The sequence below is a fragment of the Silvimonas terrae genome (genome assembly GCF_014202765.1).
GTDB classification, from domain to species: Bacteria; Pseudomonadota; Gammaproteobacteria; order Burkholderiales; family Chitinibacteraceae; genus Silvimonas; species Silvimonas terrae.
In genome coordinates, this window is record NZ_JACHHN010000004.1 from 314353 (window position 1) to 329263 (window position 14911).

General features: G+C 60.9%; 14 protein-coding genes. 2 read left to right on the top strand and 12 right to left on the bottom strand.

What is annotated here, in order from left to right; translation table 11 throughout:
• Nucleotides 1-67 precede the first annotated feature (67 nt).
• Entirely contained in the window at nt 68-1321 is a 1254-nt protein-coding gene (locus HNQ50_RS11530; RefSeq protein ID WP_184100811.1) for an arsenic transporter, read from the top strand.
• Between the two features lie 18 nt (nt 1322-1339).
• On the opposite strand, the gene HNQ50_RS11535 is transcribed toward HNQ50_RS11530, so the two are convergent.
• The 12 genes from HNQ50_RS11535 to HNQ50_RS22485 form a co-directional block, all read right to left on the bottom strand.
• Nucleotides 1340-1597, bottom strand: coding sequence for a PAAR domain-containing protein (locus HNQ50_RS11535; RefSeq protein ID WP_184100813.1), 258 nt, complete (start codon nt 1595-1597; stop codon nt 1340-1342).
• Nucleotides 1598-1707: 110 nt separating this feature from the next.
• Complete coding sequence (locus tag HNQ50_RS11540) at nt 1708-2925, bottom strand: EAL domain-containing response regulator (protein WP_184100815.1); 1218 nt, start codon at nt 2923-2925, stop codon at nt 1708-1710.
• Nucleotides 2926-2937: 12 nt separating this feature from the next.
• Nucleotides 2938-4068 (bottom strand): protein-glutamate methylesterase/protein-glutamine glutaminase, encoded by a 1131-nt coding sequence (locus tag HNQ50_RS11545; RefSeq protein WP_184100817.1) that lies wholly within the window; start codon nt 4066-4068, stop codon nt 2938-2940.
• Nucleotides 4065-4586 carry a chemotaxis protein CheD gene (locus HNQ50_RS11550; RefSeq protein WP_184100819.1) on the bottom strand — a complete coding sequence of 174 codons (522 nt, stop codon included), beginning with the start codon at nt 4584-4586 and terminating at the stop codon, nt 4065-4067. The genes HNQ50_RS11545 and HNQ50_RS11550 overlap by 4 nt, the downstream gene beginning before the upstream one ends.
• Before the next feature lie 11 nt (nt 4587-4597).
• Nucleotides 4598-5419, bottom strand: a complete 822-nt coding sequence (locus HNQ50_RS11555) for a CheR family methyltransferase (RefSeq protein WP_184100821.1) — start codon at nt 5417-5419, stop codon at nt 4598-4600.
• A gap of 611 nt (nt 5420-6030) precedes the next feature.
• Nucleotides 6031-6579 carry a chemotaxis protein CheW gene (locus HNQ50_RS11560; RefSeq protein ID WP_184100823.1) on the bottom strand — a complete coding sequence of 183 codons (549 nt, stop codon included), beginning with the start codon at nt 6577-6579 and terminating at the stop codon, nt 6031-6033.
• Nucleotides 6580-6602: 23 nt separating this feature from the next.
• Complete coding sequence (locus tag HNQ50_RS11565; protein ID WP_184100825.1) at nt 6603-7118, bottom strand: chemotaxis protein CheW; 516 nt, start codon at nt 7116-7118, stop codon at nt 6603-6605.
• A gap of 12 nt (nt 7119-7130) precedes the next feature.
• Entirely contained in the window at nt 7131-8750 is a 1620-nt protein-coding gene (locus HNQ50_RS11570) for a methyl-accepting chemotaxis protein (protein ID WP_184100827.1), read from the bottom strand.
• A gap of 15 nt (nt 8751-8765) precedes the next feature.
• On the bottom strand, nt 8766-10946 hold the full coding sequence (locus HNQ50_RS11575; protein WP_184100829.1) for a chemotaxis protein CheA: 2181 nt from the start codon (nt 10944-10946) through the stop codon (nt 8766-8768).
• A gap of 1 nt (nt 10947) precedes the next feature.
• Complete coding sequence (locus tag HNQ50_RS11580; protein WP_184100831.1) at nt 10948-11265, bottom strand: STAS domain-containing protein; 318 nt, start codon at nt 11263-11265, stop codon at nt 10948-10950.
• A 12-nt stretch (nt 11266-11277) separates the two neighbouring features.
• Nucleotides 11278-11646, bottom strand: a complete 369-nt coding sequence (locus tag HNQ50_RS11585; protein ID WP_184100833.1) for a response regulator — start codon at nt 11644-11646, stop codon at nt 11278-11280.
• Nucleotides 11647-11684: 38 nt separating this feature from the next.
• Complete coding sequence (locus HNQ50_RS22485; RefSeq protein WP_308419156.1) at nt 11685-12860, bottom strand: methyl-accepting chemotaxis protein; 1176 nt, start codon at nt 12858-12860, stop codon at nt 11685-11687.
• A 473-nt stretch (nt 12861-13333) separates the two neighbouring features.
• On the opposite strand from HNQ50_RS22485, the gene HNQ50_RS11595 reads away from it, so the two are divergent.
• Nucleotides 13334-14368, top strand: a complete 1035-nt coding sequence (locus tag HNQ50_RS11595) for a CAP domain-containing protein (protein ID WP_184100835.1) — start codon at nt 13334-13336, stop codon at nt 14366-14368.
• The last annotated feature ends 543 nt before the right edge of the window (nt 14369-14911 follow it).

Genomic DNA, 14911 nt, shown 5'->3' on the forward strand with positions numbered 1-14911 from the left:
GACGCTGCCCGGCGCACACGGCACTGTGCGGCGTCCGCCTACCTCTTGATCAAGCCGATAGATTGTCATGCCTGCACACCAACTTGCCTGGGCGCTGGCCGCCTGCACCACCGCTGCGGTGATCCTGCGCCCTTTACGCTGGACGGAGGCCGTCTGGGCCTGCATTGGCGCGGCGCTGGCCGTGCTGCTGGGTTTGCTGCCGCTGGCAGATGCCTGGCACGCCATCGGCAAGGGGCTGGATGTGTATTTGTTTCTGGGCGGCATGATGCTGCTGTCTGAAGTCGCCCGCCGGGAAGGTCTGTTTGAATGGCTGGCGGGGATCGCCGTCAATCACGCCAACGGCTCGCCTGCGCGCTTGTTCGGCCTGGTGTACCTGGTGGGCACGGGCGTCACTGTGTTGTTATCCAATGACGCCACCGCCGTGGTCCTTACGCCCGCCGTGTTTGCCGTGGCACGCCGTGCAGAGGCGCCCGCCCTGCCGCTGCTGCTGATCTGCGCCTTGATCGCCAATGCCGCCAGTTTTGTGCTGCCGGTTTCCAACCCGGCCAATCTGGTGGTGTTTGGCAGTCACATGCCGCCGCTGGCCGAGTGGGCGCGGCGCTTCTGGTTACCGTCTGCGGCCGCCATTGCCGTTACCTGGCTCATGCTGCGTTTTACCCAACGCAAGGCACTCATCGGCCAATGTGCGCCAGCCGTACCGGTGGCACCGCTGAGTGGCCACGGCAAAGTGGCGCTGGCCGGCATTGGCGTCACCGCCACCGCACTCTTGCTGGTCTCCGCCCTGGGTCTGGCGCTGGGTTTGCCCACGCTGATTCTGGGCGTGCTGACTGCGGCCATTGTCACCATCAGCCAGCGTGTGTCACCGCTGCCCTTGCTGCGCGGCGTGGCGTGGAGCGTCTTGCCGCTGGTGGCCGGCCTGTTTGTCATGGTGGACATGCTGGCCCGCGCGGGCCTGATGGCTGATGTCGGGCGCGGGTTGCACGGGCTGATGCAACACAGCGAGCCCGTGGCCGCCGCCACGGCGGGCGTCGCTATTGCCGCGCTCAGCAATGTCATCAACAACCTGCCCGCAGGTTTGATCGGGGCCTCGGTCATGGCCGCGCAGCACCTGCCAGACCGGGTTGCCGATAGCTTGTTGATTGGCGTTGATCTGGGGCCCAATCTGTCGGTCACCGGCTCGCTCGCCACCATTTTGTGGCTGGGCGTGTTGCGGCGGGAAGGGCTGGAGGTCGGCTTCTGGGCGTTCCTGAAAACCGGGGCGCTGGTCATGCCGCCCGCGCTGGCCGCCGCCATTGTGGTGCGTATCCTGTTGGGGGCCTGACACGACGCCTCACGCCACTCAGTCCGCATCCTCCGGCATGGAGCTGACGAGGGTGCAACCACATTCGCAATGATGGCCATCCAGTGCCACTTCTGCGCCGCCAAAGCGGGTGCGGGGGGAGCCTTCGGCAATGCGGGTGGGGCCGTGTTGATGGCAATTGGCGGTATCGCCCTTGCAGGCCGGCGCCTTGCCTTTGATCTTGATGCCTTTGGCGGCACTGGTAACCTCGCCGCCGAATTCACGCAGGGTATCGCCCAGGCGGATGATCTTTTGCATGGTGGGGGTGCTCCTCTCTGGCGCCGCAAAAGTCGAGGAGCGTGAACAGGCTCACGGCAACGCTCTATCAGGGATGCCCGAAATCCGGCGGCGGTGCGGGGGTACCCTCGTCACAGGTTTTGAATCTTGCCCCACAAATGCAGCCATTCATGGCGGTTACGCACCCATTCATGAATGCTCTCTGCCGGCATGGGGCGGGCCACAAAAAAACCCTGCACCAGTTCTACGCCCAACTCCTGCACCAGTTTCCAGTCCTCCGCATCTTCCACGCCTTCGGCCACCACGCTCAGTTTGAGGCGGTGCGCCATATCCACCGTGCTTTCCAGCAAGGTGCGCAGTTGTGGCCGGCGCGAGGCGCCATTCACAAACGAGCGATCAATCTTGAGTTCAGAACACGGTGTGCGCATCAGTTGCTGCAAAGTAGCGTTGCCGGTGCCGTAATCGTCGATGGAGATCCCCACCCCGGCCATGCGCAGGCGCGCCAGCGCCCCCAAAGAGCGCGCCAGGTCGGCCATGACGCCCGATTCGGTAATTTCCAGCGTCATTTGCGCGGGCGGAAACGACTCTTGCGCCAGCAATTGCTTGATCCGTTCGGCAAAGCCAGCCTCTGGCAGGTTCTCTGCCGAGATATTCACCGCCAGCCCAAAACGCAGGCCACGGGCGTACAACTGCCGGGCTTCGCGGATGGCTTGCGTCATGATCTGTTCAGTCATGCGCCCAATCAGCCCGGCTTGCTCCAGCAAGCCAATGAAATACACCGGGGCGATCATGCCGTGTTCCGGGTGCTGCCAGCGCGCCAGCACTTCCGCCGATTGAAACAACCCGCTGCGCGTGGTGACTTTGGGCTGAAACCACGGCACGAACTCGCCCCGCTCCAGCGCGCGCCGCAGATCTCCCTCGTCAATCGGCGGCGGCGCGGACATGGGCGGCCGGTTGAGCATATGAAAGCGCTCTAGCGCACGCTCCAGGCCCTCCAGTTTCATGGGCTTTTGCAAGGTGCCCAGCACCGGAAACCCGTAGGCGGCCGCCGCCGCTTCCACCGTATGCAGCACTTGTTCATCGGTGCTGCTCATGAAAATGATGGGCATGAACTGGTTGCTTTCGGCCATATGGCGCAATAACTCCACGCCATCCATGCCAGGCATTTCCAGATCGGTGAGCAAGATGTCGGGTTTTTCGGGCAGTGTTTGCAGCAGGGATAACACTTCTTCGCCATTCATGGCCTGCCAGATCACCTGGCAGCCGCATTGCACGCACAACTCCACCGCATGATTCAGTTGCAGCGAGCTATCGTCGGCAATCAGCATGGAGGGCGCGTGCGGGCTCATCGTTGCGCCTCTCTACTTGCCCACACGCTGGATCAGCCCGGCAATGCGGTCCAGCCCCACCACTTCATTCACGCCGCCCAGTTCAATGGCCTCTTTGGGCATGCCAAACACTACACAACTGGCTTCATCCTGGGCGTAGGTCACCGCGCCGGTATCGTGCATTTCCTTGAGGCCCTGCGCGCCGTCGTCGCCCATGCCGGTCATGATGAAACCCACGGCGTTGCGCCCGGCAGCCTTGGCCACCGAACGGAACAACACGTCCACACTGGGCCGGTGCCGGCTGACCAGCGGGCCATCGACCACATCCACGTGATATTGCGCACCGCTACGCTTGACCACCATATGCTTGCCACCCGGCGCAATCAGCACCCGCCCGGGCACAATGCGATCGTTGTGACTGGCTTCCATGACATCCACCTCGCACATATTGTTGAGGCGGTCAGCGAAGCTTTTGGTGAATTTCTCCGGCATGTGCTGCACCACCACCACGCCGGGGATATTGCGGGGCAAGGCGGTCAGGATCACTTCCAGCGCCTGGGTGCCGCCCGTGCTGGTGCCCAGCGCCACAATTTTCTCGGTGGTCGGCAAAAAGGCGTTGGAGGTGGGCGCGTTGAGGATGACGTCGGCCGACTGTTTGCCGCCCTCCATGCGCTCGCGCACGCTGGCCGCCGTGGAAGAACCCGCCGAAGGGGTCGAACTGGAGACCGGCGGACGCGGCGACGAGAGCGTCCGCAGATTGGACACCCGCGCGCGGGAGGCGGCGCGGATGGCGCTGACCAGATCGTTGGAGCTGTCTTGCAAAAAGTCGCGCAGGCCCAACGTCGGCTTGGTGATGACGCTGACCGCGCCCGCCGCCAGCGCTTCCATGGTGATATCCGCGCCCTTTTGCGTGAGCGTGGAACAGATCACCACCGGGGTCGGGTGCTCGGCCATGATCTGTTTCAGAAAGGTAATGCCATCCATGCGTGGCATTTCGATATCCAGCAGCAGCACATCCGGCCACTTTAGCTTCATGCGCGTCATGGCAAACAAGGGGTCTGGCGCCGCGCCGATGACCTCGATATCCGCATGCTTGGACAACACCTCCTGCACCACCTGGCGCATGATGGATGAGTCGTCCACAATCATTACCTTGATCGTCATCGAAAGCCTCCTGCGGGTTTGACCGGCTCACGCCCCGGGGTCGCGGCCGGCAGGCCTCGTCCACGGCGCACCCAGACATCCCCTGTCGCCAGATCAAAACGCAGATAACGGTAGCCCTCGCCCGCCACGTCCTGGCCGGCAATGGGTAAATCAATTTCACGCAAGGCAGACAAGGCAAAGCGGGCGTTGGCCTCGCCGATGGTGGCGCCTGAACGTTCATTGACAAAAATACGGCCGCCGCCAAATACCTTGACCTGGTAATCCCGCAACGGGGTACGCCGCGCGGCCACTTCTTCAATCATGTATTGCAGCGCTTCGTCGCCATACCGACCGTCGCCGGTGTAAACCGGCACCTTGCCGTGGATACGGTTGGGCAGCAGAAAATGACACATGCCACCCAAGCGTTTGACCGGGTGCCAGAAAGTGATCGCCACACAAGAACCCAACAGGGTTTCGATACGTTCATCGCCCTGCCCGAAGTAGATTTCGCCGGGGTTTACAAAAATGCGTTCTGACACCGTAAAAGACTCTAAAGCTTGCGATAAACGGAGGGCGAGATCATCTGCAAAGGCAACTGGATGCCATGCAAAGACTCGGAATGGCCTACCAGCAGATAGCCGCCCGGTTTTACAAAATGCGTCACGTTGGCCAGTACGCGGGCCTTGGTGGGTGCATCAAAATAGATAATCACGTTGCGCAAAAACACCACATCAAACGGTTTGAGCCGGGCCGGCAAAGCGGTCAGGTTCATTTGCGTGAACTCCACACGTTGTCGCAGATGCTTGCCGACCAGAAACTGACCCTCATATTGACCCGTGCCACGTAAACAATGTTTCTTCAAATCGGCAGGCGGGATGTTTTCGCCCCGCACCATGGGGTAAACACCCTGCCGCGCGCTATCGAGCACACGCTGGCTGATATCAGAGCCGACAATCTCCCACGGTGCATCGTGGCGTTCGTTATCCAGCAACATGGCAATGGAATACGCTTCCTCACCGGTCGAACTGGCGGCGCTCCAGATGCGCAAGGTGTCGGTGCGGCTAAATGATGGCAACACCTTCTGGCTTAGAAAGGCAAAGTGGCCAATCTCCCGAAAGAAAAAGGTCTCGTTGGTCGTAATCAGGTCAATGGCGCGCTGTCGTTCTTCCCGCTCGCCCGGTGCGGCAATCAGATCATGGTAGGCCCGGAAATTGGGCAACCCCAACGCCACCAGCCGCCGGGACAGACGGCTGGACAATAACGCCCGTTTGGATTCGGGCAAATGCATGCCGATCTGCTGGTAGAACAGTTGCTGAAACAGCCGCATTTCCTCGTTACTGACGGGGGGCGGCGCGGGGGCGGTTCCGGCCATGATCAAGGGGGCCTCTTTTCTGTTTGCTTGAGCCGCAGGGGGCTTTTAGTCACCGAAGTTGTCATTCCGGCACAGACGGGAATCCAGTGGCAATGATTGCCTGGGCCACAGAAATTCGCCTTATCCACCGACTCGTCATTCCGGCCTTGAGCCGGAATCCAGCCTGGCTACCGCAGGGGGCCTTTGCTGGCCGAAGCTGCGAACCTTTAAACCTGTTAGCGCCTGTGGCGCGGTGTTTGCATCAATTGGCCTTCTCCACTGAGTCGTCATTCCGGCCTTGAGCCGGAATCCAGCCTGGCCGCCGCAGGGGGCCTTTGCTGGCTGAAGCTGAAAACCTTTAAACCTGTTAGCGCCTGTGGCGCGGTGTTTGCAACCCGGCGGTGGCCGGAGCACGTTACTTTTCTTTGCTTCGCCAAAGAAAAGTAACCAAAAGAAAGGCGACCCCCGGACTTTTGCCCTCCGGGCTTCCCTCAATCAGTCGGGAGCCTAAGGTCTCCCTCCCTCAATCGGAAAAGTCCTTGCCAGGGGGAGGTAAGTCAACGGCAACGGCAAAACCGAAAACCCAACATCAACATCAACACCAACTACGCACCCAACCCGCTTCTCTGTGCTTAAAAACCCTGATCCGTCACCGCCAGCGTGGCGGCAAGCTCAGGTTCAAGTTCTTCGGTCACGGCCAGTTGGGTCATTTCTTCTACCGACAATACTTTCTGGATATCCAGCGCAATCACAAAGCGCTCAGACAAGCGCAGCATGCCCAGGATGAACTCCGCCCGTAGTCGCGCGCCAAATTCCGGCGTCGGTTCAATCTGGTCGGCTTCCACGGTAATGACCTCGTTCACGGCATCGACCAGCACGCCCAGCGGCAATACGCGTTCATCCTGCGTCACTTCCAGGATCACCACGCAGGTGCGCCGGCCCACTTCCGTGGCGGCCCGGCCAAAGCGTGCGGCCAGATCCACCACCGGCACCACCGCGCCGCGCAGGTTGATCACGCCGCGCAAAAACACCGGCATAAGCGGGATTTGCGTCAGTCCGCCAAACTCGATGATTTCGCGGATATGTTCGATCGGGATCGCAAACAGCTCGCTTGCCAGCGAAAACGTCAGAAACTGCTGGCTGATCGCCGGGCTGGCGCCGGGCGCAATACTGCTGGTCATGACGCACTCCTGTGAAGTGGGCCTCAGGCCGCGTGTTCTTCCACCGCGAGGCCAATCAGCCCGCCCATTTCTTCAACCGACAACACTTGCCCGACATCCAGCACAATCACAAAACGCTCGCCCTGGCTCAGCATGCCGCTCATGAAATCCGCACGGATACGCGCACCAAAGGGCGGGCGTGGTTCGATCTGGCTGCGGTCAGTGGTCAGCACCTCGTTGACGGTATCGACCAGTATTCCGACCGGCAGCATGCGTTCAGCCGCTTCGACTTCCAGAATCACAATGCAGGTACGCCGGCCAATGGTGGTGCCGCTGCGCCCAAAGCGCGCGCCCAGGTCCACCACCGGGACCACTGCGCCGCGCAGGTTGATCACGCCGCGCAAAAACTGCGGCGTCAGCGGTACGGCCGTCAGCCCGCCGAACTCGATGATTTCGCGGATATGTTCGATTGGCACTGCAAACAGCTCGCCGTCCAGAGAAAACGTCAGGTACTGCACGGCATCCGCGGCTGCCGCTGTGCTGCCGGTGCGGCTGGTCATGCGCGTACTCCATCAAAACCGGGTAAAGGCGGATTCATCCACCGCGTCGTTGCCGCGTGCTGCCGCGCGCGGACCAGCCGCGGCGCGGCGTGCCGCCGGGCGTGCACCACCACCTTCATCCACCCGGAAAAAGCGGATCAACTCTTGCAGCTGGATGGCTTGCGCACTCATCTCCTCAGAGGTGGACGACAACTCTTCCGAGGCCGAGGCATTCATCTGCGTGGTCTGCGCCAGTTGCGAGACCGCCGTGTTGATCTGGTCCAGCCCGCTGGCTTGCTCGCGGGAGGCGGCAGAAATCTCTTGCACCAGATCGGCCGTCTTGCGGATGGCGGGCACCATTTGATCCAGCAAGCTACCGGCGCGTTCGGCCATCATCACGCTGTTGGCCGCCACCGAACTGATCTCTTGCGCCGCCACTTGCGAGCGTTCGGCCAGCTTGCGTACTTCGGCTGCCACCACCGCAAAGCCCTTGCCGTGTTCTCCGGCGCGGGCCGCTTCAATGGCTGCGTTCAGCGCCAGCAGGTTGGTCTGGTAAGCAATGTCGTCAATGATGCCGATCTTGCCAGCAATCTGTTGCATGGCCTGGACGGTCTGTTTGACCGCATCGCCGCCCTCACCCGCATCACTGGCGGATTTGGTCGCCATGCCGTCGGTCACCCTGGCGTTTTCCGAGTTTTGCGAGACAGTGGAGGTGATTTCTTCCACCGCCGCGCTGGTTTCTTCCACGTTGGCGGCTTGTTCCGAGGCGTTTTGACTGAGCGCCTGGGCGGAGGCGGAGATTTCTTCCGAGGCCGAGGCCAGCGCGCTGGCCGAACTGGAGACATCCGTCATCACCCCGGTCAGCTTTTGCACCATCTGGTCAATGCTGAACAGCATGGAGTTGCGATCTCCTGGCCGTAGCTGGATACGCACGGTCAGGTCCCCATCGGCCACGCGCTGCAAGATATCCACGGCTTCTGCGGGTTCGCCGCCGACCTGTTTGGTGACCATGCGCGCCAGCATGATGCCCATGACAATGGAGAGCAAAAACGCCACGATCACGATCACGATGGTCACGTTGCGCACGTTGGCGACCATGGCCTCGTTCGAGGCATTGGCCTGGTCGGCCTGCTTGATATTGTCTTCGGCAATATCCGCCATGATGCTGTCGATCTTGTTGTACTGCGTGCGCAGATCGCTGTTGATCAGCGGGCGCGCTTCATCAATGTGATCGTCCGAGAGCAGCTTCTGCGCCTTGTCCGTGGTGGCCAGGAACTCGGTGATCAGCGGTTTGATCTGCTCGCGCAGGTGTGACTCGTTTTCACTGGGCGCGGTCTGCATATAAAGCGGCCAGTACTTGTTGTACATGTCCTCATAACCTTGCAGACGACCGAGCGTGGCCTTCATGTCATCGAGTTTCTCGGACTGCGTCATCGCCCGCACCAGCGTGCGGGATACCGCACCCAGCGCAATGGAGGCGCGGGCCTGGTTAGCAATCGCCAGCAGGTTTTCCGTATAAATGGCCGTGCCCGCCGCTCCCACCCGGCTGATGTTGATCAGCGCAAACACGCCAATCAGCAAGGTAAACAAGGCCACAATAATAAATCCGGCCAGGAGCTTGGTGCCCAGCCGCATCTGGTTGAACGCGTTCATTGGTATGCTCCTGCTTCATCCATTGCTTTTTTGTGGTGAGGCAAGGCTGCCTGCCGCCTTGCTGTTTTGCGGTGCGGCCTGTTGTTGCACGGCCTGATGCACCAGATTGGCGACATCCAGAATCAGCGCCACCTTGCCGTCGCCCAGAATGGTGGAACCACTAATGCTTTTGATACGGCTAAAGAGTTCGCCCAAGGGTTTGATCACCGCCTGGAACTCGCCCAGCAACCGGTCAACCACCAGCCCGGCACGCTGCTGGCCAAACTGCACCACCACGAGGCTCTCCCGGCCGTGCTCCAGCCTGGGCAATTCAAACAGTTCCCGCAGACGAATAAACGGCAGCGGCTCGCCGCGCAGTTTCACAATGTCGTGATGACCATCCAGACCCGCCAGATCAATACACTCGATCACCAGATCCAGCGGGATCACAAAGATGGATTCGTTCACCATGACCTGGAAGCCATCAATAATCGCCAGCGTCAGCGGCAGCCGGATGCGCACGGTGGTGCCCGCGCCTTCGGTGCTGAGCATTTCCACTTCGCCGCGCAAAGACTCAATGTTCTTCTTCACCACATCCATGCCGACGCCCCGGCCAGACAGATTGGTGACTTGTTCGGCCGTGGAAAAACCCGCCTCGAAGATCAGCCGGAACACTTCATGTTCCGCCAGCGATTGCTCCGCAGTGACCAGCCCGCGCTCGATGGCCTTGGCCAGAATGCGCGCCTTGTTCAGCCCCCGGCCATCGTCAGAGACCTCAATCACAATGCTGCCGGATTCATGAAAGGCGTTGAGCCGCAAGGTGCCGGCCGCAGGCTTGCCGGCGGCCAGCCGGGCCTCGGTCGCTTCAATGCCATGGTCCATGGCATTGCGCACAATGTGCATCAGCGGATCAGACAAACGCTCGACCATGCTTTTGTCGAGTTCCGTATCCGCGCCGGTGACCACCAGATCAATCTCTTTACCCAGCTCATGCGAGATATCCCGCACCACCCGCGGAAAGCGCTGAAAGACCTCACCAATCGGCACCATGCGCAGGTTCAGCGCGGCATCACGGATGTGCTCCACCAGTTCGGCAATGGATTGCACGGCCTCTTCAAACTGCGAATCCTTGCGCCGGTTGGCAATCAGGCTGGCGCCTGCGCCGGCAATGACCAGCTCGCCCACCAGATCAATCAGCAGATCCAGTTTGGAGACCTCAACCTTGATGAATTTCTGTTCATAGCCCCCCTTTTTGTCCTCCCCCTGGCGGGCGGCAGGGGCTTTGGCCGCAGTTTCTGTCATCACCACCGGCGCGTTAACGGGCACGGATTCGACGGTTTCTTCCGGCGGCAGCAAGGCGCGTGCGGCTTCGTCCGCCGTGAGCGTGCCCTGGGCCAGTACTTCGGCCAGCATTTGCGGGTCGGGGCGCAGCGCCAGCAGCGTGCGGTACTCATGCATGGGCGCATGCGGCGACAGGATCACAATGCTGGCGTCATCCCGGATAAAGTCGAACACGCCATCAATGGCAGCCCGATCTTCTTCCGACTGTAAATCCAGCTCAAACCCCAGATAAGCTTGTTCCGGGTCTAGTTGTGCCAGCGGGGGCAGGCCTTCCGGCAGGGTGCGCAAATTGAGCAGCGTGCCGACGTTGCCGAGGTATTGCAGGAAAGAGAGCGGGTCCAGCCCCATGCGCAAGACATCTGGCAAGAAGCGCAATGACAGATGCCAGTACGGGCTGTTGACCGGGTCTTCGACCACGCTGGTCTGCGCTGCCGGAATCGCGCTGGCTACCGGAGCAGGTGCCGGTGCGGCATGGGTTTGCGCCGGTTCGCCCAGTAACTGGTTCAGTTGTTCTTCCAGCTCGGCGCGGCGGGCCGGATCGGGCTCAACTTCTTCGACCCGGGCGGCAATGGCATCCACCAGTTGCGCAATGTAGTCGCCACAGTTGAGCAGCAAGGACAGCATGGGCGCGTCGATCGGCAATTTGCCGGTACGCACGCGGTCCAGCACGCTTTCCACAATATGGGTGAAGCTGACAATACGGTTGAAGGCAAACAGCCCGGCCGAGCCCTTGATGGTGTGCGCAGCGCGGAAAATGGCGTTGATGGCCTCAGAATCGGCCCCGGATGCCTCGATCTGCAATAACGCCGCTTCCATGGCGTCCAGCAGTTCACGCGCTTCTTGCACCAGCGCGTCACGGGCCATGTCCATATCCATGTCAGGCTCCGTCGCCGGCCAGCAGCCGGTCAGTCAGGTTGAGCATGGCCAGCACGGCCACCAGTTGCGGGCTGGGGTTAAGGCAACGCAGCGGTTTTTGCTGTACGGCGGCTTCAAGCTGGGTAGAGAGCAACAACTGCACCCCGGCGGTGTCAATCTCTTGCACATCGGCCAGATCCAGATCCAGATACTGGTCGGCCACGGCCAGCGCCTGCATCAGGTCATCTTTGAGTTCGGTGGCCCGAAAAATCGTGATATCACCGCCCAGTTTGTGCGGCCGGGCAGACTCTGGCGGGGTATCGGCATCTGGCTCGTCCATGGATCGGGGCCCTTATGCCATGATCAGTTTGGAGACGGCATCCAGCAGCACCGGCGGCTGGAACGGTTTGATCACCCAGGCGCGCACGCCGGCGGCACGGCCTTCTGCCTTTTTGGCTTCGTCACCTTCCGTGGTCAGCATGATGATGGGGGTGAATTTGTAGGCCGGTAACAGCTTGGCCGCTTTGACAAAGCTGATGCCATCCATATTGGGCATGTTCACGTCAGAGATGATCAGGTTGAACTTGCGGCCATCAAGCTTGCTGAGGGCATCTTTGCCGTCCACCGCCTCGACCACATCGTAACCGGCGCTTTTGAGGGCAATCCCGAGGGTCTGGCGCAAGCTGAACGAGTCGTCCACGATCAGGATGGTCTTCGCCATGCACAACTCCTTGACGGGCGCAGCGCCCGAACGGGTTCTCAGAAAAATTCAATGCCACCGGACGGGGCCGCCGCCACCGGGGCGCCGCCTTGCCCTTGATGTGCGTAACGCTGTTCCAGCGTGGTATAGCTGCGTTCCAGATCGGCAAACCAGGTGCGTTCATCCGGCAAGGCCTGGCGCGACTCCAGCAAGCCCGCCAGTTTTTCCATATCCAGTTTCACGTGTTCCAGAATCTGGCTGATGCGATCCTGGAATTGCAGATTGACCAGCACCTGCTGGACTTCATGCTCGACCGCGCGACTTTCCTGTTCCAGTTGCCCCACCGTATCGGCCAACTGGCCTGCGGCCTGCTGGAAGTTCTCCACCACGCCACTGATCACGCCCTGGCTGTGCTCGATCATGCGGGCTTCTTCTCTGGAGATATCGCTGGCGGCATTGAGCGCAGACTCAATGGTGTGATTGATCGATTCGATCTTGGTGGCAATACGTTTGCCGGTCTCGCCCGACATATTGGAGAGCTTGCGTACCTCATCGGCCACCACGGCAAAGCCGCGCCCGGCTTCACCGGCGCGGGCGGCTTCAATCGCGGCATTGAGCGCCAGCAAATTGGTCTGCCCGGCAATGTGCGCAACGTCTGCGGCCATACGCTGCAATTCCGCGTTGAACTGGCCCAGACCTTCGATTTCTTTCAGGAGGGTTTCGCGCGCCTGCAAGACCTCCTGCAAGGCGGCAATGATGCCGTCCAGCTGACTGCGGGCATCATCGATCATGTGCAGCATATTGCCGCCACTGCCCGACGCCGCCAGCCCGACTGCCTGACCTAATTGCTGGTTGATGCCACCAAAGCGCACCACCAGATTGTCGACCGCATCCCGCGTCTGGCTGCGCGCCAGCTCGATATTGCGGCCCCACAAGGGCACCACGCCGGTCACCAGTTCTGGCAAGCGCACGTACTTGGCGGCCACAGGTTCAACCGCCGCACTGACGTCCGCGACGTGGACATCAAGAGACGCGGTGCGCTGGCCCGATTGCATGACCAGCCAGCCGCCAATCGCCGCGACCACCAGGCCCAGCAACAGACCTTGCCACCAGACGCCTGCCAGCACACTGGCCAGCAGCAGATTGAAAAAACCCAGTACCGCCCAGGCGATTTGCTGTTGTTTCACCGCACTCCCCTTGCCATCAAGACCGGACACAAGCCCGAGCGATGACACGCCTTCTCCCTCGATGGTCTGGAGAACCAGACCCGGTCACTAATATTTCATATTCAGTAAGTGAAGGAGACATTCATGATCAGCGCATCATGGTTTTGTAATTTTGTTCGGCACTCAGATATGAGAGTAAACAGGCAAGCCGATAAAGCAAGGCGCAGCCACATTTTTTAATGCCAGGCGTGCGCAAAGCCGGACAGGTGTTTGAAAACAAGCGGGAAAACCAGCATCAAGAACAGACCCTGCCAAGCGCTTTTTCAATACGCATCCGACAGTCGTAAGCTTTCAGCGGCGTTTTTTGCGCGCTGGATTGGCGACTCAAACTGACACCAGCCGCAGCAAAGGCCGTTGGCTGCTACTGCGGACGCGCGCCCTTGTCAGCCTGGCAGCGCGTTTCACCTCCTGACGGGCAGACCGGCAATCGCCCTGAATCGCCGCCGCGCACCGCGCCTCTACCATAAAAAAATGACAATAAGATGATGGAGGTGATTGTGGCGCAGCCTTTTCTGCCTGATCTCCGACGCGTGGCAGCACTGTGGCTTATCTGTAGCGCGTTGAGCGCCTGTGGGGGCGGTGGCGGCGATACGCAGCCCAGTGCCAGCAGCAACAGCAGCGAAAGCGCGGCCACCCCCGTCATCAGCACCGCTTTTGGCCCCATTAACACCAGCAACCGTGCCGAAGTGATGGCGCACTATTACAACGACTTTCTGACGCTGCAGGCCACGCCATTTTCCTGGACTGGCAACGTCAGCCAATGCAATGCCGGTGACACGCCGCTGAACTACAAGAACGCCGTGGTCAAGCTGGTGAACTACTACCGCGCCATGGCCGGGCTACCGGGTGACGTGACGCTCTCGCTGGATTTGTCGGCAGAGGCCCAACAAGCCGCGCTGATGATGGACGCCAACAGCGCACTCAGCCACGAACCGCCCACCACCTGGTTGTGTTACTCCGCAGCGGGCGCAACGGCGGCGGGCAGTTCGGACCTGTCGCTGGGCACCCCCAGCCTCAACCAGGGCATAGGCGGTATCCGCCTCTATATCACTGATCAGGGCATCACCACGCTGGGGCACCGGCGCTGGGTGCTGTATTCACGCCTGGCGGTCGTTGGCAGCGGCGACACCCCGCGCGCCGACGCGCTTTGGGTGGTGGGCAACGATGGCCCGGCGTACACGCCCGCCAATGGCATTGCGTGGCCGCCCGCCGGTTACCTACCGCTGGATGATCACCTCTTTGTGCCCGCCACCATGCAATGGTCGTTTTCTTACCCAGGCGCGGATTTTTCAACGGCCAGCGTGAGCATGACCGATGACAGCGGCCAACCCATCAGCCTTTCTGGCGCAGGGCAACTGGACGCCGGTTACGCCGACAACACCATCGGCTGGAACATCAGCGGCACCGGCTGGAACCGCGCACCGGCCGATACCACGCTCCACGTCACCGTCAGCAACGTGCTCATCAACGGCGTTGCCCAATCGTTCAGCTATACCGTCACGTTTGTGTCACCGTGAGGTGAGGGGCGCAAAGGGGAGAGGAAAACAACCGCAACGGCCAGACCCCATGCTGGCTGTTGCGGTTTGACCTCTAGGGAATGAGTCTGGAGGTAGCCCGGATGAAGCCGAAGGCGGGAATCCGGGGCGACCCTGCGTGCATGAACGTTATTCTTTTTATGCATTGCAACCCCGGATTCCCGGCCCTTGGCCTTCATCCGGGCTACGTGCCGGAACCTGCCGGCAAAGGCCACCTGCGGTGGCCGCGCTGGATTCCCGCCTTCGCGGGGGCCCGCCGAGGGGAATGACGAGGTGGAGATGCATGCCACCTGTGCCGTTGACGTTGCCTTTGACGTTGAGGTTGCTTTTGACTTGCCCTCCCCGTAAAAGCCCAGCGCCGAAGGAGTGGAGGGAGACCCAAGGCTCCCGATCAACTGAGGGAAGCCCGGAGGGCCGCCCGGCTGGGGTCGCCTTTCTTTGGTTCCTTTCTTTGGCGAAGCAAAGAAAGGGACGTGCTCCGGCCACCGCCGGTATCAAATGCTTTTCAAACCCGCGCCGCAAGGC

Bases quoted from the DNA above. Each gene is read 5' to 3' on its own strand.
- HNQ50_RS11530 (WP_184100811.1), top strand. From the start codon at position 68: ATGCCTGCACACCAACTTGCCTGGGCGCTGGCCGCCTGCACCACCGCT.
- HNQ50_RS11535 (WP_184100813.1), bottom strand. From the start codon at position 1,597: ATGCAAAAGATCATCCGCCTGGGCGATACCCTGCGTGAATTCGGCGGC.
- HNQ50_RS11540 (WP_184100815.1), bottom strand. From the start codon at position 2,925: ATGAGCCCGCACGCGCCCTCCATGCTGATTGCCGACGATAGCTCGCTG.
- HNQ50_RS11545 (WP_184100817.1), bottom strand. From the start codon at position 4,068: ATGACGATCAAGGTAATGATTGTGGACGACTCATCCATCATGCGCCAG.
- HNQ50_RS11555 (WP_184100821.1), bottom strand. From the start codon at position 5,419: ATGGCCGGAACCGCCCCCGCGCCGCCCCCCGTCAGTAACGAGGAAATG.
- HNQ50_RS11560 (WP_184100823.1), bottom strand. From the start codon at position 6,579: ATGACCAGCAGTATTGCGCCCGGCGCCAGCCCGGCGATCAGCCAGCAG.
- HNQ50_RS11565 (WP_184100825.1), bottom strand. From the start codon at position 7,118: ATGACCAGCCGCACCGGCAGCACAGCGGCAGCCGCGGATGCCGTGCAG.
- HNQ50_RS11570 (WP_184100827.1), bottom strand. From the start codon at position 8,750: ATGAACGCGTTCAACCAGATGCGGCTGGGCACCAAGCTCCTGGCCGGA.
- HNQ50_RS11575 (WP_184100829.1), bottom strand. From the start codon at position 10,946: ATGGATATGGACATGGCCCGTGACGCGCTGGTGCAAGAAGCGCGTGAA.
- HNQ50_RS11580 (WP_184100831.1), bottom strand. From the start codon at position 11,265: ATGGACGAGCCAGATGCCGATACCCCGCCAGAGTCTGCCCGGCCGCAC.
- HNQ50_RS11585 (WP_184100833.1), bottom strand. From the start codon at position 11,646: ATGGCGAAGACCATCCTGATCGTGGACGACTCGTTCAGCTTGCGCCAG.
- HNQ50_RS11595 (WP_184100835.1), top strand. From the start codon at position 13,334: ATGATGGAGGTGATTGTGGCGCAGCCTTTTCTGCCTGATCTCCGACGC.